Annotated in this window: 20 protein-coding genes; 8 read left to right on the top strand and 12 right to left on the bottom strand. The window is 59.8% G+C overall.

Annotated elements, in window-relative coordinates:
- From B5F94_RS10200 to B5F94_RS10185, 4 genes are read left to right on the top strand one after another with little or no spacing between them, the layout of a single operon-like run.
- Positions 1-381 carry a hypothetical protein gene (locus B5F94_RS10200; protein WP_087329908.1) on the top strand — a complete coding sequence of 127 codons (381 nt, stop codon included), beginning with the start codon at positions 1-3 and terminating at the stop codon, positions 379-381.
- Positions 378-656, top strand: a complete 279-nt coding sequence (locus B5F94_RS10195) for a hypothetical protein (protein WP_087329906.1) — start codon at positions 378-380, stop codon at positions 654-656. Before B5F94_RS10200 ends, B5F94_RS10195 begins: the two co-directional genes overlap by 4 nt.
- Positions 653-2029, top strand: a complete 1377-nt coding sequence (locus B5F94_RS10190; protein WP_087329903.1) for an N-acetylmuramoyl-L-alanine amidase family protein — start codon at positions 653-655, stop codon at positions 2027-2029. Before B5F94_RS10195 ends, B5F94_RS10190 begins: the two co-directional genes overlap by 4 nt.
- A 1-nt stretch (position 2030) precedes the next feature.
- Complete coding sequence (locus B5F94_RS10185; RefSeq protein ID WP_087329900.1) at positions 2031-2492, top strand: phage holin family protein; 462 nt, start codon at positions 2031-2033, stop codon at positions 2490-2492.
- Between the two features lie 70 nt (positions 2493-2562).
- Here the strand turns inward: B5F94_RS10185 and B5F94_RS10180 are convergent, their stop codons facing one another.
- Positions 2563-3024 carry a DUF2798 domain-containing protein gene (locus B5F94_RS10180; RefSeq protein WP_087329898.1) on the bottom strand — a complete coding sequence of 154 codons (462 nt, stop codon included), beginning with the start codon at positions 3022-3024 and terminating at the stop codon, positions 2563-2565.
- Positions 3025-3301: 277 nt separating this feature from the next.
- Here B5F94_RS10180 and B5F94_RS10175 point away from each other — a divergent pair, with 277 nt between their 5' ends.
- Entirely contained in the window at positions 3302-3733 is a 432-nt protein-coding gene (locus B5F94_RS10175) for a MarR family winged helix-turn-helix transcriptional regulator (RefSeq protein ID WP_087187540.1), read from the top strand.
- Positions 3730-4395 carry a YczE/YyaS/YitT family protein gene (locus B5F94_RS10170; protein ID WP_242965653.1) on the top strand — a complete coding sequence of 222 codons (666 nt, stop codon included), beginning with the start codon at positions 3730-3732 and terminating at the stop codon, positions 4393-4395. The genes B5F94_RS10175 and B5F94_RS10170 overlap by 4 nt, the downstream gene beginning before the upstream one ends.
- A gap of 72 nt (positions 4396-4467) precedes the next feature.
- On the opposite strand, the gene glpK is transcribed toward B5F94_RS10170, so the two are convergent.
- From glpK to B5F94_RS10145, 5 genes are all read right to left on the bottom strand, one after another.
- Entirely contained in the window at positions 4468-5952 is a 1485-nt protein-coding gene (gene glpK, locus B5F94_RS10165) for a glycerol kinase GlpK (RefSeq protein ID WP_204247481.1), read from the bottom strand.
- Between the two features lie 33 nt (positions 5953-5985).
- Positions 5986-6330: a DUF1667 domain-containing protein gene (locus B5F94_RS10160; protein WP_087271059.1), complete on the bottom strand. Its 345-nt coding sequence runs from the start codon at positions 6328-6330 to the stop codon at positions 5986-5988.
- Entirely contained in the window at positions 6327-7586 is a 1260-nt protein-coding gene (locus tag B5F94_RS10155; RefSeq protein WP_087271056.1) for an NAD(P)/FAD-dependent oxidoreductase, read from the bottom strand. Before B5F94_RS10155 ends, B5F94_RS10160 begins: the two co-directional genes overlap by 4 nt.
- On the bottom strand, positions 7579-9015 hold the full coding sequence (locus B5F94_RS10150) for an NAD(P)/FAD-dependent oxidoreductase (protein WP_087329894.1): 1437 nt from the start codon (positions 9013-9015) through the stop codon (positions 7579-7581). Before B5F94_RS10150 ends, B5F94_RS10155 begins: the two co-directional genes overlap by 8 nt.
- A 253-nt stretch (positions 9016-9268) precedes the next feature.
- Entirely contained in the window at positions 9269-9838 is a 570-nt protein-coding gene (locus tag B5F94_RS10145; RefSeq protein WP_087187535.1) for a glycerol-3-phosphate responsive antiterminator, read from the bottom strand.
- A 45-nt stretch (positions 9839-9883) separates the two neighbouring features.
- Here B5F94_RS10145 and B5F94_RS10140 point away from each other — a divergent pair, with 45 nt between their 5' ends.
- A complete protein-coding gene (locus B5F94_RS10140) occupies positions 9884-10117 on the top strand; it encodes a hypothetical protein (protein WP_087271048.1) in 234 nt (77 codons plus the stop codon).
- Between the two features lie 135 nt (positions 10118-10252).
- Complete coding sequence (locus B5F94_RS10135; RefSeq protein ID WP_143383279.1) at positions 10253-12088, top strand: alpha/beta hydrolase family protein; 1836 nt, start codon at positions 10253-10255, stop codon at positions 12086-12088.
- Between the two features lie 52 nt (positions 12089-12140).
- On the opposite strand, the gene B5F94_RS10130 is transcribed toward B5F94_RS10135, so the two are convergent.
- The 6 genes from B5F94_RS10130 to B5F94_RS10105 all read right to left on the bottom strand — a co-directional run bounded on the left by B5F94_RS10130 (position 12141) and on the right by B5F94_RS10105 (position 18863).
- Positions 12141-12710, bottom strand: a complete 570-nt coding sequence (locus B5F94_RS10130) for a 3'-5' exonuclease (protein ID WP_087329890.1) — start codon at positions 12708-12710, stop codon at positions 12141-12143.
- Between the two features lie 121 nt (positions 12711-12831).
- Complete coding sequence (locus B5F94_RS10125; RefSeq protein WP_087329888.1) at positions 12832-14247, bottom strand: uracil-xanthine permease family protein; 1416 nt, start codon at positions 14245-14247, stop codon at positions 12832-12834.
- 182 nt (positions 14248-14429) lie between these two features.
- A complete protein-coding gene (xdhC, locus tag B5F94_RS10120; RefSeq protein WP_087187530.1) occupies positions 14430-14936 on the bottom strand; it encodes a xanthine dehydrogenase subunit XdhC in 507 nt (168 codons plus the stop codon).
- Positions 14929-15816 carry a xanthine dehydrogenase subunit XdhB gene (xdhB, locus tag B5F94_RS10115; protein WP_087329885.1) on the bottom strand — a complete coding sequence of 296 codons (888 nt, stop codon included), beginning with the start codon at positions 15814-15816 and terminating at the stop codon, positions 14929-14931. The genes xdhC and xdhB overlap by 8 nt, the downstream gene beginning before the upstream one ends.
- A 16-nt stretch (positions 15817-15832) precedes the next feature.
- Positions 15833-18118, bottom strand: a complete 2286-nt coding sequence (xdhA, locus tag B5F94_RS10110; RefSeq protein ID WP_087329883.1) for a xanthine dehydrogenase subunit XdhA — start codon at positions 18116-18118, stop codon at positions 15833-15835.
- A 43-nt stretch (positions 18119-18161) separates the two neighbouring features.
- Positions 18162-18863 (bottom strand): Crp/Fnr family transcriptional regulator, encoded by a 702-nt coding sequence (locus B5F94_RS10105; RefSeq protein WP_087187527.1) that lies wholly within the window; start codon positions 18861-18863, stop codon positions 18162-18164.
- Positions 18864-19052: the final 189 nt, after the last annotated feature.

The raw sequence follows: 19052 nt of genomic DNA, 5'->3' as shown, positions 1-19052 counted from the left end.
ATGAACTGGATCGCACATAAGACATTCGACCGCTCGGCCCTTGGCGGGCCTGCGACCATCAAGAGGGGAGAGCGGCTGGAGGAGATCCGGGGCGTCCTTTTCCAGCACGGCCGTCCGGTCTGCCTGGCGGCCAGCCAGGCGGCCAAAGAGCATTTTGCGCCAGATGGAGACGGGCGGGGGCTGGAGCGGGGGGACATCACCAGGCACATCGCTTTCGGCCCAAAGCTGTCTGAGCTGCAAAAGTCCGTCATCCGCACCGACGCGTTTTTTCGCCGCTTTGTCCAGGACGACCCGGAGACGATCCTCTTCTCGGATGCCTTTTTCCGGGCATCTATCCTTGACCTTTATACCATATGCCGTAAATTGGGGGTGAAGTTATGAGCTATCGCGTGATGCAGGACGGCCGGGAGATCGGCGTATCTCCCACTATCGTCCACATCTTCCTCGGGGACAACGGCGCATACCAGGAGTGCCCGCCGGATGAGGCAGAAGGGTTCTGTGTTAAATTACCGCCTGATACCCAAATGCCACTTGAGGATGGTACGGCTGTAGTGGAGCCGGGGGCTCTCCGTGACACTGTATTTTCTCTTCCTGGTAAGAAGCTTCCTGGTGCAGTCGGAGAGGCTGCGTACAAAATGCAAGAGGAAACGCCATGAAAAAGATAATTGATATACCGCTGACTTCCGTCGCCTCTGTAGAGTTGTTTCTCAACAAATTCCGCTATTCCATTGCTCAGGTTTCCGCTCAGGCCCAGAAAAAGCGCAGGGACTGTAAGGCGTATGTGGTCACTGGCGGTATGTGGAACCGGGATGGTTCCGCCTGCCCGCTGCTGAAGGCGGATGGGGAATGGATCTCTCCCAAGCCGTGGAGCTCCTACGGCTATGCCTGGGACAGCGGCCCCGATATTATGCTGACACTGGACCGGGATGCCAAGGACAACTTCTGGTCCACCACCTGCCTCATCGGACCCAACGGCCCTGTGGAAAAGCCCAGCTATGATAAGGTGGGACAGGGCGGCAAGCGTGGCAGGGCTGGTATTGGAACCAAACCCGGCTATCTGCGGCTGTACGCTTCCCAGGACGGGACAGCGGACGCCCGCACCCCGGAGGCCCTGCGGGACGACATGGCCGCTGACGGCTGCACCTCCTTCGTCATGGGGGACGGCGGCGGGTCCGCTCAGTGCTGGTTTGACGGCCAGACCATCAAGGGGGATGGCCGGAAATGCCATAATTACATCATCGTATATGTGAAGAAAGAACCGGCGGATACCCCGCCGGACAAGGAGGACAAGCCTGTGAGCAAGCCTGTTGTATGCCTGGACCCGGGCCACGGGCCTGGGTGCGCCAACGGCTCTCTGGATGGGAGCTACAAGGAATGTGAGTTTACCTGGGATCTGTACACCCGCCTGCGGCCTCTGCTGGAGGGCAAGGGGATCACCGTGGTGGGCACCAGAGATCAGAAGAGCGACTATCCCGGCCTCAGCGCCCGGGCCTCGGTGAGCAACCGGGCGGGGGCGGACCTGTTCGTCTCCCTCCACTCCAACGCCGCCGGGAGTTCTGCCCGGGGGTTTGTGGCCTTCACCTCCGCGCCCCCGGAGACGGCGGCCCGGAACCGTTTGGCCGCCGCCATCATCAGCCGTATCCGGGCCGCCGGTGTGGTGCTGTGGGGGAGCGGGCTGGCCCACGAGATGTACACGGTGCTGGCCTCCACCACCGCCCCGGCAGTGCTGCTGGAGTACGGGTTCCACACCAACGACCAGGACCTGGCCCTGCTGAAGGACGCCGCCTACCGGGACAAGCTGGCCCGGGCCACCTGCGCCGGGATCTGCGACTATCTGGGGCTGGAGGTCAAGGAGCCGGAGGAGGAGAGCGGACAGCCCAACCAGCCCGACGGCTGGGCCAGGGAGGCATGGAGCAAGGCGGCTGCCGCTGGGATCTTCGACGGCACCCGGCCCAGGGACCAGCTCACCCGGCAGGAGGCCGCCGTGGTGCTGGACCGGCTGGGGCTGCTGCCCGGGAAAGGAGCCTGACATGGAGCACATCAATTCCTTCAAAGCGGCGGTGGCCGCCCTCTGTGCAGCCCTCACCGCCCTGTGGGGCTGGTTTGGGTGGGTAGTGGTGGCCTGGGTGGGCTGTATGCTCATCGACTACGCCACCGGCTCCGCTGCCGCCCTGCGGGCGGGGGAGTGGTCCAGCAAGACCGCCCGGGACGGCATTTGGCACAAGCTGGGCAGCGTGGTAGCCGTCATCGTGGCGGCCATTCTCGATACAGTTATTGGCCATCTACTGGGCAACGTGCCCGGAGTGGAGCTGCCATTCACCTACACGGTGCTGCTCTGCCCTCTGGTGGTCATCTGGTACATCCTCACCGAGGCCGGCAGCATTATCGAGAACGCCGGCGCTCTGGGGGCCCCCATTCCCGCCTGGCTCACCAAGATGATTGCAGCATTGGAGTCTAGGGTGGATCAGGCGGGGGACAACCTGGAGAATTGAATACCGGATAAAAATGCCCTGTGGGCGCCGTGAGAACGGCGCCCACAGGGCATTTAGTGTGGATAAAGGGTCAGGCCTTGGCCAGCTGACGGCGGAACAGGGTGCGGAAGATCAACCGGACCAGAGGACCGCAGTAGAGCAGCTGCCAAATCAGTGCCATGGGCATATTGCAGCCGAAGGTGTGGACCCAGGTGCCGAAGCTGGACTCTTTGAACAGCAGGGTGGCAATCAGGCTCATGGTGGGGCACATGATGCACACGATCATGGTGGAGATGGCGTAGGTAATGAACTGGGGGCGGTCGGTGGGCCGCATGAAGGAAAAGGCCAGTCTGGTGGCCAGCTTTTCTACCACAAAGAACTCCAGCAGGAAGGCGATGGGCGCCATGATGGGCAGCTCATGAAGGGCCAGCAGGAAGGTCTGATTGGTAACGCCGCCGGTATTGAGAGCTACGTTGTAGACGATCATACCGTATACCATGATAACGGCCATGATAATGGTAAAGATCACATTTTGCAGTTTTGTTTTAGGCATTTGGGGTCTCCTCTCCAAACAGTTTGGACAGCAACAAAAAAGGAAAGCAACGAAACGCCCGTCTCGTTACTTTCCTTCACTGCGACTGCCTATTATAGGTTCATTTTAGCATTTTTAAAAGGCTTTCGTAAGCGTTTTTTTGCAGGCAGAGCACACAAAAATGTCTCAACGTGAGCGCTCCTTTTGTCCAAGGTGCATGGTTGACAGCAAAAGGAAATCGCGCTAAAATATTTGCATACAAATTGTTTGGAACAAAACTGTTTGGGGGAGGAGCCATATGGACCGCAGCTTCCACTATCTGTTGATGGCGACGCAATCGCTGTTTCAGCGCAGCGTGATGGCGGAACTGAACGGGTCTGGCCTGACGGCCGGCCAGCCCAAAGTGCTGGACTACCTGGGCCGCCACGACGGCAGCGTACAGAAAGCGATTGCGGCCGGATGCCAGATCGACCCGGCCACGCTGACCGGGCTGCTCAACCGCATGGAGGAAAAGGGCCTGATCCGGCGCTGCAATGAGGATGGCAACCGGCGGTCCCTCCACGTCTATCTGACAGAGCAGGGATGGGCCAAACAGAGAGAGGTGCGCCAGACCATGGAGCGGCAGTCGGAGGTAGTACAGGCTGGACTGAGCGAGGAACAGCGGGCTCAACTGCTGGACTGCCTCTACAAGGTGTGCGCGAATATGACCGATATGGAGGGTTTGCAGTGAGCAAAGCAGAGCTGGTCCGGAGATATGTGTTGTTTTTATTCGGACTGTTCGTCAATTCTCTGGGGGTCGCCCTGACCACCAGAGCCAACCTGGGTACGTCGCCCATTACCAGCGTCCCCTATGTGCTGAGCATTCGGTTTCCCCCGTCACTGGGGATGTTTACCCTGTTTTTCAGCCTGCTGTTGATTGCCATTCAGCTGATTATCCTGGGGAAGCGTTTTCCCAAGCAGTTTTTGCTTCAGCTGCCGGTGATCCCTATCTTTTCTGTATTCATCGACCTGTCCATGGCGCTGTTCTGGTTTGTGGACCCCCAGACCTATCCCGCTAAAGTCTGCTCGCTGCTGCTGGGCTGCCTGGTGCTGGGTTTTGGTGTGTTCATTGAGGTGGTGGCCAATGTGGTCATGCTGCCGGGCGAGTGTACAGTAAAGGCCATCTCCACTCGCTGGAACACCAACTTTGGAAAGACCAAGGTGGTGGTGGATGTGACTATGGCGGCCACGGCGGCGGTGCTGGGGCTGCTGCTGTTCCATACCCTGACCGGAGTTCGGGAGGGTACCTTCATTTCTGCCCTGCTGGTGGGGACCATTGCAAGGCTGTTTGGCCGCCTGATCGGAGCACCGGTGCAGGCATTGCTGAGGAGCCGTCAGTTGTCTCAAGCCTAAATATAAAAAATGTCCGGCCATGCTGTAAATTTACAGCATGGCCGGACGTTTTTCTTTTTAAAATAGGAGGTTTCAGCGGCTCCAGTCCCGGCTGCGGCCCACTGCCTTGTGCCAGCCGGCCAGCAGCCGCTCCCGCTCCGGGGCGGTCATACGGGGTTCAAAGGCGGTATCGCACATCCACAGGTGGCGAATCTCGTCGGTGTCCTGCCACACATGGGCAGCCAGACCGGCCAGGTAGGCCGCGCCCAGGGCGGTGGTCTCCCGGATAGCGGGACGGCGCACCTCACGATCAATGATATCGGCTTGGAACTGCATCAGGAACTGGTCTCGGCTGGCGCCGCCATCGGCCTTCAGCTGGGTGAGAGGTACGCCGGTGTCTGACTCCATGGCGTGAACCAGGTCGGCTACCTGGTAGGCAATGGATTCCTGGGCGGCCCGGATGATGTGCTCCCGGCGGGTGCCGCGGGTCAAGCCCACCAGAGTGCCCCGGGCGTACATATCCCAGTAGGGGGCGCCCAGGCCGGTGAAGGCGGGCACCAGGTACACCCCGCCGTTGTCGGCGACCTTCTGGGCGTAATACTCCGCATCTCGGCTCTCGGTGAAGAAACGCATCTCGTCCCGCAGCCACTGGATCACCGCTCCGCCCACAAAGACGGAGCCCTCCAGAGCGTATTGGACGCCGCCGTCCCGGCCCACGGCAATGGTGGTGATAAGGCCGTTGCGGCTCTCACAGGGGACCGAGCCGGTGTTCATCAGCAGGAAACAGCCGGTGCCGTAGGTGTTTTTGGCGTCGCCGGGCTCAAAGCAGGTCTGACCGAACAGAGCGGCCTGCTGGTCGCCAGCAATACCGGCGATGGGCACCTTGACGCCCTGGATTTCGGTATAGCCGTAGATCTCGCTGGAGGAGCGCACTTCGGGCAGCATGGCCTTGGGAATATCCAGGGCGTGGAGCAGGGTGTCGTCCCAGCACAGCTTATGGATATCGTAGAGCATGGTGCGGGAGGCGTTGGTCACGTCGGTGACGTGGGCTGCCCCGCCGGTGAGCTTCCACAGCAGCCAGGTGTCCACCGTACCGAAGAGAATCTCGCCCCGGCGGGCCTTCTCCCGGGCTCCCTCCACATGATCCAGCATCCATTTGATCTTGGTGGCGGAGAAGTAGGCATCGGGGATCAGGCCGGTGGTTTTGCGGATGTGGTCCCCCAGCCCGTCAGCCATCAGCTGATCCACAATGCCGGCGGTGCGGCGGCACTGCCACACGATGGCGTTGCAGATGGGGCGGCCGGTGACCTTGTCCCACAAAATGGTGGTCTCACGCTGGTTGGTGATGCCGATGGCGGCGATGTGGGCGGGGTCTACGCCGGACTGGGCGATGACCTCCATCATCACCGCGTACTGGGAGGACCAGATCTCCATGGCGTCGTGCTCCACCCAGCCCTCCTGGGGATAGATCTGGGTAAATTCCTTCTGGCTGATGCCGATGATGTTCTGCTCCCCGTCAAAGAGAATGGCCCGGGAACTGGTGGTACCCTGATCCAGGGACAGGATATACTTTTCCATAACAATGCCTCCCGATATTCCGCAGCGCTGCGGTCACAGATCGCGTGTGGCTACAAAGGAAACGCCGGTGCCGCAGACGTTGGGCACCACGATGTCGCCGGTATGAATCGGTGCGGTCAGCTCCACCCCGTCCAGACAACGGACCGCCTGCATGATCAGCGCCTTGGGGATGGGCGCGTCTGTCTTGACCGGGCAGCGGGGATGGGCGCCGCCGGTGCAGCGGACGGTGGAGGTGACCACCCGTGTGGGATGAGTCAGCTCCATTTTACCATATTCTTCGCCCCGTGGACAGCCATTTCCGGTTACCCGGTAATCCTGTTCCTCGTCGACCTTCAGGTGGCAGCCCTTGGGGCAGACAATGCAGATCAGTTCTTTCATTTGGACTCCACCTCCTGAATGGATACGGTAATGGCTTCCGAGGCCCGCTCCAGCAGGACCTTAGGCAGAACGATGTGCTCCATCTCACCGGGGGCCAGATGCTCCCGGGGGAATCGGGCAATGAGAGTATCCCCCGACTTGACAAGGATCTGACTGTCCCCACAGATTCGGTTGACCCGGAAGAAAAGGTCACAATTTTTTGCCACCCGGTTGGGCCGGATGTGCTGGGGTACGGTGTAGGTCACGCCGTCACCGGTGTGTACCTCCAGCGCGGCGGGATCGGAGGGGGCTGAGCCCAGGACGTAGTCTGCCGCAGCCGCGCCTGCTCGCTGGCTCTCGGCGGTAACAAAGTCCACCAGATCATGGACGTGGGCCACGTTGCCGCAGGCAAACACGCCGGGGAGGGAGGTCTCCATATTCTCATAGACCACCGCCCCATTGGTGCGGGGATCGATGGCGATGCCCGCCTGGCGGGTCAGCTCATTTTCCGGGATCAGGCCCACCGACAGCAGCAGGGTATCGCAGTCGAATACCATCTCGGTGCCGGGGATGGGTTGGCGGCGTTCATCCACCTTGGAAACCACCACCTGCTCCACCCGGTCCCGGCCGCGGATGTCGGTGACGGTGTGGGAGAGGTAGAGGGGGATGTCGTAGTCATGGAGACACTGGACGATGTTCCGGTTCAGGCCGCCGGAGTAGGGCATAACCTCCACACAGGCCAGCACTTTGGCACCCTCCAGAGTCATGCGGCGGGCCATGATGAGGCCGATGTCGCCGCTGCCCAAGATGACCACCCGTCGTCCCGGCAGCCAGCCCTCCATGTTGACGTATCGCTGGGCCGCTCCGGCGGTAAAGACGCCGGCAGGCCGCTGACCGGGGATGGCGATGGCTCCCCGGGTACGCTCCCGGCAGCCCATGGCCAGGATGATGGCCTTGGCCTCTTCAATGCGATAGCCGGTATCCTTGCCCACCATATGGACCTGCCGGTTCTCTGTGACGGTGAGCACCATGGTGTCCAGCCGCACCTCCACGCCGGTGTCCTCCAGCATCTTGATAAACCGTCCGGCGTATTCCGGTCCGGTGAGTTCCTCTTTAAAATAATGCAAGCCAAAGCCGTTGTGGATGCACTGGTTCAGGATGCCGCCCAGTTCCTTGTCCCGCTCCACAATGAGGATATGCTTCAGGCCCTTCTCCCAGGCGGCACAGGCGGCTGCCAGCCCAGCCGGGCCGCCGCCGATTACGATCAGATCATACATGGTCATTGCCTCCCTTCGTCTGGCTTGCCAGCAGCCAGCTGCCCGCTTTATCCTGTACAATGGTGCCGGGACTGACCTGCTGCTCCCGGGCCAGGATCTCCACCACCCGGGGCCCGCAGAAGCCGCCCTGGCACCGGCCCATGCCTGCGCCCACCCGGCGCTTTACCCCGTCCACCGAGCGGGGCGGGATGGGACTGCGGAGGGCGTCCAGAATCTCCCCTTCGGTAATGGTCTCACACCGGCAGATGACACGGCCGTAGGCCGGGTCCTGCTCCACCAGCCGCGCCTTTTCCGCCGGGGACAGGTCGTGGAAGCGGACCCGGCGGCGCTGACAGCAGTAGGTCTGCTTTTCTTCCAGCACCAGCCCGTCCCGCTCCAGCAGCTGGGCGGCATATTCCGCAATGGCTGGGGCGGCGGTGAGACCGGGGGAGCAGATGCCTGCCAGATCCAGAAAGCCGGGGGCAGCCAGTTCGATGATAAAATCTCCACGGTCGGTGGAGGCTCGCACGCCGGCAAAGTTGCGGATAGACTCCCGGAAGTTGACCGAGGGCACGGACTTGAGGGCGGTATTCCGCACATAGGACAGCCCGTCGGAAGTGGTGCCCACGTCGTCATCGGGGACTGGGTCGGCATTGGGGCCCACGATCAGGTTGCCGTGGACGGTGGGGGCCACCAGCACGCCCTTACCGCTGGGACCGGGGCACTGGAAGATCACATGGCCCACCCGGTCCCCCTCGCTCTTGTCCAGCAGGAAATACTGACCCCGGGAGGGATGGATGGTAAAGCTGGCGGGAGCCGCCATCTCATGGATGGTCTGGGCGGATACACCAGCGGCGTTGATCACATACCGACTGCGGAAATCACCCTGGTTGGTGTGGACCAGCCAGCCGTCCTCCAGCCGTTCCAGACCGGTGACGGCGGTGTCCAGCCGGAGGTCGGCGCCGTTGCGTACGGCGGTCTCTGCCAGAGCCAGGCAGTATTCCCAGGGGGAACAGATGGCGGCGGTAGGGGCCCAGAGCGCGGCGGTTACCTGGGAGGACAGGTTGGGGTCCATGGCCCTGGCCTGGTCGCCGGTGAGCACTTCCAAGCCGGGCACGCCGTTGTCCTGGCCACGCTGCTGGAGGGTGCGGAGGGTGGCCTCCTCCTCCGGGGAGAAGGCCAGCACGAAGGAGCCGCACTGCCGGTAGGGTACGTCCAGCTTGGCACACAGTTCTTTTGCCAGGGCGGCACCCCGTACGTTGAGTTTGGCCATAAGCGTGCCAGGCTCGGGGTCATATCCGGCATGGAGAATGGCGGAGTTTGCCTTGGTGGTGCTGTCGGCTACGTCATTTTCCCGCTCCAGAACAGCTACGTTCAGACGATAGCGGGAGAACTGGAAGGCGGCCGCCGCGCCGGTAATGCCGCAGCCAATAATGAGAACGTCATACATAATAAAACCTCCTGGCATGAAACTTCATACGCCAAGAGCGCACCACGAAAACGGGCAAAGGCTTGTGGCGCATGAAGTTTATGAGCATATGGACCGTCCCGGCCCATGCGCTTTGATTTTATGGCCGTGCCGCTGAAAGCGGCACATGGCCAATTTTGCTATGCTTTTTCATAGCAAAAAAGAGCAAAACAAAGCCGCCCCGGCGGGGCCGCTTTGTTTCACTCTCATACTCCGGAAACAACGGTATCTGATTTTACATGGCCCAGACGGCGGGGTTGGTAGAGGAAACCGCCACCGCTCCGGCGCCCAGGGCGCCTGTTACATCCTCCTTGTCGGAGATCAGACCGCCGGCGATGATGGGCTTTCCGGTGGTCTGGCACAGCTGACGGATAATCTTGGGCATCAGGCCGGGCAGTACCTCCACTAAGTCAGCGGATTCCTGGGAGAAATGGCGCTCCACGTTCTTCAGGGCCATGGAGTCCAGCAAAAAGACCCGCTGGATGGCCACCAGCCCCAGTTCTCTGGCCCGCTTGGTAAGGGCGGCCTTGGTGGAGATCACACCGTCGGCGGCGGTATACCGGGCAATAAAGTCGGCGGAGATCTCCCGGGCGGATAGTCCGTCGATGAGATCCAGATGGACAAAGGCCTTCTTATCAGCCTGATGGATGCGGGCTACCTTTTCGCCGATGGTCAGGATATCACCGTAGAGTAGAAAAAGTACAGCCACATCACTTTCCAGCGCGGCCTCCAGTCCGGCGTCGTCCTTTACCGCGGCGATAACCGGCCCATCGGCCAGCAGCTCCAGTAAGCTTGTGCAATTCATGGTCATCGCCTCGTTTCGGCTCCCATACAGCGGGAGGACATAAAAATGCGCAAAGCAACCGCTGGCTGCCTTGCGCACTCTATCACTCTTCTGCACAGAGGACAGTTTCATAATAACAGGCTGAAACCAGAAATGCAAGAGAGGAGGCGGGAAAAATCAAATTTTGCAGAGAGAACCAAAATTGATATGCCCAGTTTATACAAAACTGACAAAAAATATCTAGACTACTTGACAGTCACTCGTGCATCTGGTATGTTGAAAACGGCTTTAGTACAGTAACTTAATTTGATATGCGCATGAGTGATTGAGAAGCGCGACTGTCGGAAGGACGGTCGTGTTTTTTTGTGCTGAGGGGGTGCAGGAAAAGAGGATTCATCAGAGGTATGCTTTGAGTAGGAAAAGGAGGTTGTCTCAATGTCCAAAAGTAAGACAAGGAAAACTGCGATTATCCTATGTATTTCTATTATTTTGATGCTGGTGAGCGCGGTAGCTACCATGGTGATCCAGACCGGCGGAGGCAGCATTACCATCAAGGAACTCCACTGGGAAACGGACGGTGGATTCGCCATGGATGGCTGGCTCTTCATTCCTGACGGGGCCACAGCGGAAAATCCCGCTCCCGGCATCGTTACCAGCCATGGTATGTACAACAATAAGGGAATGCAGGACGCCAACTTCGTGGAGCTGGCCCGTCGGGGCTATGTGGTGTTGGCGCAGGATATGCCTTCTCACGGTGAGTCGGATAACGTAAACAACGTGGGATTGGTGACCTCCGGCCTGTATCAATCGGTAAAGGTGCTGGCCGACCTGCCCTATGTGGACAAGAGCCGTATCGGCATCACCGGCCACTCCATGGGCGGTATGTCCTGCAACGCTGCTATCGAGCTGGATAATCAGGCAGAGGAACAGCTGATTTCCGCCGTGCTGCTCAACTGTGCCGATGCTACTTATGTGGATGCTGACGGCGCCTGGACCAATATCTATGGCAGCCGTGACGCGGGTATCATGGCAGCCCAGTACGATGAGTTCTTTATGCAGGATACCGATGAAAATGGAAATACCACCCTGCCCAAGGACTACGTGCAGTACAACAATGCTCAGTCCTTCCTGTATTTTGGTACCGATCCCACGGGCCAGGAGCTGCGGCAGGCTGATACGGTGTACTATGAGACCATCGATGGACGGGAAGCTGTCCGCGTGATCTACAACCCTGCCATCACCCATCCCTGGGCCCACTTCAGCCAGCGGGCTACTAGCGCCGTTATCAGCTTCTTTGAGGAGACCCTGGGCGCGCCCAATCCGCTTCCTGCCGACGATCAGATCTGGCAGGTCAAAGAGGCCTTCAATCTGGTGGGTCTCATCGGCTTCGGTATGTTCATTACCTGCTTCACTCTGCTGATGGTGAAGACTCCCTTCTTTGCCAGCCTGGGCAGAGAAGAGCCGGTAGCGCCCAGAACGGTCTCCGGCAAGGGCAAGGCATGGTTCTGGGGCAGCCTGCTCCTGGGTGCCATCTTTGGGTCTGCTGTGTACATCCCCATTATGCTCAATGCCAAGACCTTTACCGTATTCTATGACGGCTGGCCTCAGAGTTCCCCCTGGGGCGTGTGCCTGTGGGCGGCGGCCTGCGGCCTGTTTGCCATCCTGAGCATGGTGGTCAGCTATTTCGCCTTTGGAAAGAAGAACGGCCTGAACCTGAAAGAAGTCGGTGTCAGGATCTCCCTGCCCCAGCTGGGCAAGACCATCCTGCTGGCTGCCATTGTGATCTGCGTAGCCTTCGGCTGCGTGTTCTTCACCGACTACTTCTTCAAGGCGGACTTCCGCATCTGGGTACTGGCCGTCAAGACCTTTGCGGTTGACAAGGTTGCTGTGGCGGTGTTCCCCTATGCGGTATTCTTCCTGGTCTACTATGTGGGCAACTCCGTGGCGCTCAACTGCTTCAACTACAATGACATCGGCGGCAAGCATCGCTGGATCAACACCACCATCGTGGCGGTGGCCGCGGTCCTTCCCGCGGTGGTCCTGCTGCTGATGCAGTACCTGCCCTTCTTTGCCGGCGGGGACCTGATGTTCCGAGGCGCCAATATGCAGGTGGTCTGGCTCTTCCCCATGCTGGTGGTCCTGCCTGTGGCGGCCATCATCTCCCGCAAGATCTACCGGGCAACCAACAACCCCTATCTGCCCGGTATCATCCTGGGCATCATCGTTACCATGATCAGCTGCAGCAATACCCTGACCTGGTCCCCCACCTAACTCCTGAACCACAACAACACCCCCGGAGGTTATCTCCGGGGGTGTTGCAATTTTAAGTGGATCTTGAAGAGAGGGTGCGGACGCGGAGAAGGTCGTAAGTACGGATAAAAGGTGCTATTTTACCGCCGTTGTTCAGGCAGCGGAGCAGCACCTCTCCGCAGGCCCGGCTGTCGCTGCCGGCGTGATGGTGGTCCAGCTCCAGGGCCAGATAGTCACACAGGGTATTCAGCCTGTGGTTGGGCAGCTGGGGGAGCAGACGGCGGCTCATCTGACAGGTGCAGGCGTAGGGGACTGTGGGCTGCCAGACGATGCCGTAGTCCCTCAGACATTTGGCCAGCACCGACAGATCAAAGGGTGCGTTATGGGCGATGAGCAGGCCGCTTTCCATGATGGGCCTGATCTCCTGCCACAGCGCCGGAAAGGCCGGCTTTCCTGCTACCATCTCCGGTGTGATCCCCGTCAGTGAAACATTGAAGGCGTCAAAATGAGCTTCCGGGTCTACCAGTGAGTAATACTCCTGCACCACAGTGCGATTGTCTATAACGGTGATACCAATGGCGCTCATGCGGTTATTGGCGTAGTTGGGGGTTTCCACGTCAAAGGCAATGTACCGGTCTGTCATAATTGTCCCTCTTCTCTGCGGTATTTTCCTGCCGCTATCATACCGGCTTTTTGAAAAAAAGACAAGAAGGTCAAACGGGGACCGCACATTCGTGTGCGGTCCCCATCTATAATGGAGGCAATTATTTTTTTGCAGAGGTCTCTTCCGTCTTGTCCTTGGGGAGGATCAGGCTGAGCAGCAGGGAGACCACGAACACGCCGGCCACGGCGTTGCCGTTGAAGATGTCGCCCACGGCGGAGGGGAAGGCGGCAAAGAAGTTGCCGGAGGTCTGGGTCAGGCCAATGCCGATGCAGAAGGAGAGGGAGACGATGATCATGGTGCGGTCGTTGAAGACGCACTCCTTGAGCATCTTGATGCCCTCATACATGATGGAGCCGAACATCATGACGGTACAGCCGCCCAGCACCGACTGGGGCAGGGAGTTGAAGAAAGCGCCCAGCGGGGGGAAGAGGGAGGCCAGAATCAGGATGAGGGCCCCCATGAGGATGGTGAAGCGGTTGATGACGCCGGTCATGGTCACCAGGCCTACGTTCTGACTGAAGGAGGTGAGGGGCAGACAGCCAAAGCAGCCGGAGATGGAGCTGGAGAAACCGTCCACCGCCAGGGAGCCCTGGAGCTCCTCAATCTTCAGCTCGCGGCCCAGCGCGCCCTGAGCCACAGCGGCGGTGGCGCCGGTGGTCTCCGCGGCGGAGACCAGGAACACGATGGCGATGGTAAAGAAAGCGCCGATGTCAAAAACAGGGGTATGGCTGGTGAAGAACACCAGCTTGGGCAGGCTGAAGAAACCGACCTCGCCGATGGTCTTCTGGATGCCGGAAAAGTCCACCATAGGGGCCACTCCCGTCACAGTCAGAATAGCGGAGGCCAGATAGCCCACGATCAGACCCACCAGGATGTTCAGGTTCTTGTAGACGCCCTTCAGGCAGTAGCGGGACACCAGACACACCACTAGGGTAAAGGTACCGATAGCCAGATGGTACCAGGCGCCAAAGTCGGCCACGCCATTGCCGCCGCCCCAGGAGTCCATACCCACCGACAGCAGAGACAGACCGATGGCGATGACCACGCAGGCAGACACCACGGGGGTGAGGAAGCGCTTCCAATACTTTGCGCTTAAACCCACCAGACCCTCGAAGATACCGCCTAAGATGACGGCACCCACCATACCTTCATAGCCCAGAGCGGGATTGGTGCAGATCATGAGCAGGCTGCCCAGGAAGGTGAAGCTGACACCCATGACGATGGGCAGCTTGGAGCCGATCTTCCAGATGGGATAGAGCTGTAAACAGGTGCCGATGCCGGCGGCGAACATAGCGCACTGGAGCAGTTGGGTGATCTCCGCGGGAGTGAGATGGGAATCCGTTCCCCGCACGACGGCGGCGCTGCACACGATGAGCACCGGCGCCAGGTTGGCTACAAACATGGCCAGAACGTGCTGCAGGCCAAAGGGGATGGCCTTGGACAGGGGGACCCGCCCGTTCAGTCGGTAGATGTTGTCTTCACTGACGGTTTTGACTTGTGCTTCCTTGTTTTCCATCCTTGACACCTCACTTGCAAAATAAAAAATAATTATTTCAAATACATATTTTTTTGCACAAAAGGGTGTAAAAAACCCCTTCGGTCTGAGGCCGAACTGTTTCAGAAACATTATGGCAAATCAACAGGACCGAAGGGGCGCAACATAGGAATCAGGGGATACCTGGCTGTGGGACAATAGGATTACACGGCGTCGGCCTCGGCATTTTTGCCCAGGCGGCGAAGCATGGTCTTTTTCACCGCCCGGAAGATATTCTCATATCCGGTGCACCGGCACAGGTGGCCCGACATGAGCTTGCGGATCTCATCGTCGGAGTACTCTCTGCCGGACTCCAGGATCTCGGCGGCGCTCATGATGAAGCCGGGGGTGCAGAACCCGCACTGGACGGCAGCCTCGTCGATGAAGGCCTGCTGGATGTCGGAGATCTCACCGTTGGGACCGGCCAGCCCCTCCAGGGTGAGGATCTCCTTGCCGTCGGCCCACACCGCCAGATAGATGCAGGAGTTGAAGCACTCCCCATTGACCAGCACATTGCAGGCGCCGCACTCGCCAACCTCGCAGCCCTTTTTGACGCTGGTGAGCCGGTAGTCGTCCCGCAGCATATCGGTGAGGGAGGCCCGCACGTCGATCATCTTCTCCACCTGCTTGCCGTTGATGGTGCAGCGGACCAGTTTATACTGATTACTCATGGATCACACCTCCTGCCAGACGAATGGATTCGGTCAGGGCCCGCTCGGCCAGTGCCACGGCAATGTGCTGGCGGAAGTCCTTGGCGGCTCTCCAGCTGTCACGGGGATTGATGTCCTCCAGCACGGTTTGGGCAAAGGACTTGATCTCTGCCTTGGTGGTGGGCTTGCCTTTGGCATATGCCTCAGCGGTGACAGCCCGCATGGGAACCGGTCCCGCCACGCCGTAGGCAATGCGGACGTCCTCCATGGTGCTCTTGTCCGCCGACAGTTTCACATTCACCGAGCAGCCGGTGGTGGCAATGTCCATGGCGTTGCGCATGGCGTACTTGATGTAATGGCCCTCGTAGCCCTCATAGGCGGCTTTGGGGATGACAATGGCGGTCTGGAGCTCGCCGGGGCGCAGGTCTACCTGACCGGCCTTGATGTAGAAGTCCTGGATGGGAATGCGCCGCACGCCCTCCGGTCCGGTGATCTCGATGATGGCGTCCCAGGCGAACAGGGTGGAGGCCGAGTCGGCGGAGGTGACGCCGTTACAGGTGTTGCCGCCGATGGTGCCGATGTTGCGGATCTGGGGGCCGCCTACCTGGTCCACCGCCTGACCCAGTACGTTGATATGGGCCTGGATGATGGGGTCCCGGGTGATGTGGGAAAAGCTGGTGAGGGAGCCGATGCGGATGGCGCCGTCCTCCTCAAAGGACACCCCCCGCAGTTCGTCCAGCCCGTAGATGCTGACCAGCTCCTTGCCGGCCCGTTTGCCCTCCCGGATCTGGACCAGCACGTCACTGCCTCCGGCAATGATCTGGGCCTCGGGATGTTCCAGCAGCAGCTGGACGGCATGAACTACGCTCTCTGCCTCGTAAAGGGCTTTGATATCATACATGGCCGGGAGCCTCCTTTCAAATCAGTCCCTCTTCCTTGAAGCGGCGGAAGAGGATATGGGGATTGACGGGCGCCTCGTTCACAAAGACGCCGGTGGCCTGATAGACCGCATTGCGGATGGCGGGAGCCACCGAGCAGGTGGGCGGTTCGCCCAGGGCCTTGGTGCCGAAGGCGCTGGTGGGCTCGGGATTCTCCACGAAAAAGGCCCGCAGCCGGGGGTGGTCCATAAAGGTGGACAGTTTGTAGTCCAGCAGGTTGTTGTTCAAAGCCTTGCCGCTCTTGGGATCGAAAAGCAGCTTCTCCGACAGGCCGAAGCCGATGCCCATGCTCATGCCGCCGTGGGCCTGGGCCTCCGCCAGGGCGGGGTTGATGATGGTGCCCGCGTCGTGGACGTTGACCAGATCCAGCAGCTTCACCTTGCACATGGGGATATCCACCTCCACCTCGGCGAAGGTACAGCCGAAGGAGTAGGCGTTGGATTTGATCTGGGCGGTGCTCTCGGCGGTGAGGTGCTGGCTGTGGGTCAGGCTGTACAGGGCCTCGGTGGCCAGGTCGCCCAGGGTCATCAGCACCCGGCCGTCGGTGACGCGGACGATATTGCCGTCGATGATGTCCAGGTTGTAGGGGGGCATCCGGGTCAGCTCATGGGCGTAATTGAGGATGCGCTCCTTCAGCAGGGCGCCGGTCTGCCGGATGGCAAAGCCGGCGGTATAGGTCTGGCGGGAGGCGTAAGCGCCGGTGCCGAAGGGGGTGACGTCGGTATCCTGGCAGGACACCACATGAACCTTGTCCAGGGGAACGCCCACCACGTCGGCGGTCATCTGGGAGAAAGCGGTGTCGGCACCCTGGCCGATCTCAGTCTCACCCACCTGGACCTGGAGGGAGCCGTCCTGATTGAGAACCATCCGGCAGGAGGAGGTCTCCAGAGAGATGGGCCACACAGCGGTGTTGTACCAGAACACTGCCATGCCGATGCCCCGGCGGATGTCGCCGGTCTGGTTCTGGTAGGCCTTATATTTCCGCAGGTAGTCGGTGACCTCCATGCCCTTGTCCATACACTGATTGAAGGTGTCGGCGTACAGCTCGTTTTTGGAGAAGGGATCGGTATAGCCCACCGGCATCAGGTTCTTCCGCCGGAATTCAATGGGGTCCATACCCAGCTTGGCGGCAACCTCCTCGGTGTGGCACTCGGCGGCCCACATGGCCTGGGGAATGCCGTAGCCCCGCATGGCGCCGGCCACCGATTTGTTGGTAAAGACGGTGTAGGCGTCCACCTCCACGTTGTCGCAGGGGTAGAGCTGGGGGAATGCGCCGGCGCCCTTGGCGCAGATGCTGTGTCCGTGGGAGGCGTAGGCCCCCTGATCGGAGAAGGCCTCCAGCTTGCGGGCGGCGTAGGTGCCGTCGGGCCGCACCCAGGAGATGATGTGGCTGCGAATGGCGTGGCGCACCCGGGTAGAGACGAAGGTGTCCTCACGGGGCACATCCAGCTTCACCAGGTGGCCGCCCAGCTGCATACACAGCCAGGCGCACAGGGGCTCGTAGAGCACATCCTGCTTGTTGCCAAAGCCGCCGCCGATGTAGGGCTTGATGACCTGGATCTTGCCCCACTCGATGCCCAGAGCCTGACCCACCACCCGGCGGACGATGTGGGGGATCTGAGTGGAGGTGACGATCTTGATCCGGTCGCCGTTCATCTCGGCGTAGCAGATGAAGTTTTCAATGTGGCAGTGCTGGACGGTGGGGGTCTCGTACCAGCCCTCCACCTTGATGAGGCCGGGCTCCTTGATGGCCTCCTCGTAGTTGCCCTTGCGGATGGTGGTGTGCTTGAGGATATTGTTGGGGTAGGCCTCGTGGAGCTGGGGAGCGCCGTCCTTCATGGCCTCCAGCACATCCAGCACGAAGGGGTACTCCTCATACTCCACCTTAATGGCCCGGAGTGCCTGGGCGGCGGACACCTCGTCCTCCGCCACCACCGCGGCGATGTCGTCGCCGTAGAAGCGGACCCGCTCGGTCAGTACCAGCCGGTCGGCTACATCCTGATGGCTCTCGTCGGTGGACCAGGGGTGTCCGGCGGTGGGGAAGTAGTGCTTCTCCTTCAGGTCAAAGCAGGTAAAGACTTTGACCACGCCGGGGATGGCTTCCGCCGCGGAAGTGTCGATGGACTTGACCCGGCCGTTTGCGATGGTGGCGTGCAGTACCTGGGCCACATAGGCGCCCTTGTCGCACAGATCGTCGGTATATTTGGTGCGCCCGATGACCTTGTCATAGGCGTCCACACGGGTGGCTTTCTTTCCTACATACATGGCGCGTTCCTCCTGTCTGTCAGTTGATTGTCTGGGCCTGGATTCAGCCGTTGACGTGATGCTCGATGTGAGATTTCATGCGTCGGTAACCGTCCTCGGTGATGATGATTTTGCCTCGCTGGACCCGGATCAGGCCCAGCTCTTCCAACTTTTGAATGCTGCGGTCCAGGGTCTTGACGGAAAAGCCAATCTCGTCCGAGATCTGAGCCCTGGTCTGCTTCAGCTCCAGTTGCTGGGGTGTAGGGATACGCTGCTCGAATTTGCGGATCAGATGGACCATCAGCCGATCCTTGCCCTCCATAAAGAGATACTTCCGGGCTTCGGCGGTCTGGGTAATGAGCCGGCGCATATTCTCCTGGGTCCGCAGAAAGAGGGCGTCCACGTCCATCCGCATCCAGTCCATATAGGCGTCTGCCGGAATGGAGAGCACCCGGCATTTGGTGGATGCCACAATGCTGATGCGGTACTGAGGCAGTCCGGCGAAACACTCGATTTCGCCAAAGAAGTCCCCCGGCCCGAAATCCTTGAAGGAATAGGGCCGCTCGTGCATGGGCCACTCCACGCCGGTCACCTTGCCGGAGAGGATCACAAAGATATGAGTACACTCTGTGCCGGCCTTAATAAAGGTCCGGTCTGCCTCTATATCGATCAGGGTCATGTAGTATTTGACTTCTTCGGTACAGTTCCGGAACAGAAACTCCATGTAGCTTCGTTTCTGTGGAGGGAGCTCCTTAAAAATATCCACAAGACTGCACCTCCTTGGTTGTATTATATCGTTACATTCCTACAAAAGAAAAGGTCATGTGTCTTATTTTTTTATTTTTTCTGTGAAAGCGGTCAAATTGCCTTTGGAGGTCTCCGGGAATGTGGATGAAACCGTACCCATCTGTTGAGGAAAGAATGGGGCGGTGCACGTGGGACTTCCCGAAAACGG

The sequence above is a fragment of the Flavonifractor sp. An4 genome, from assembly GCF_002161755.1.
Taxonomy (GTDB): domain Bacteria; phylum Bacillota; class Clostridia; order Oscillospirales; family Oscillospiraceae; genus Flavonifractor; species Flavonifractor avicola.
This window is presented reverse-complemented; position numbering and strand designations above follow the sequence as displayed.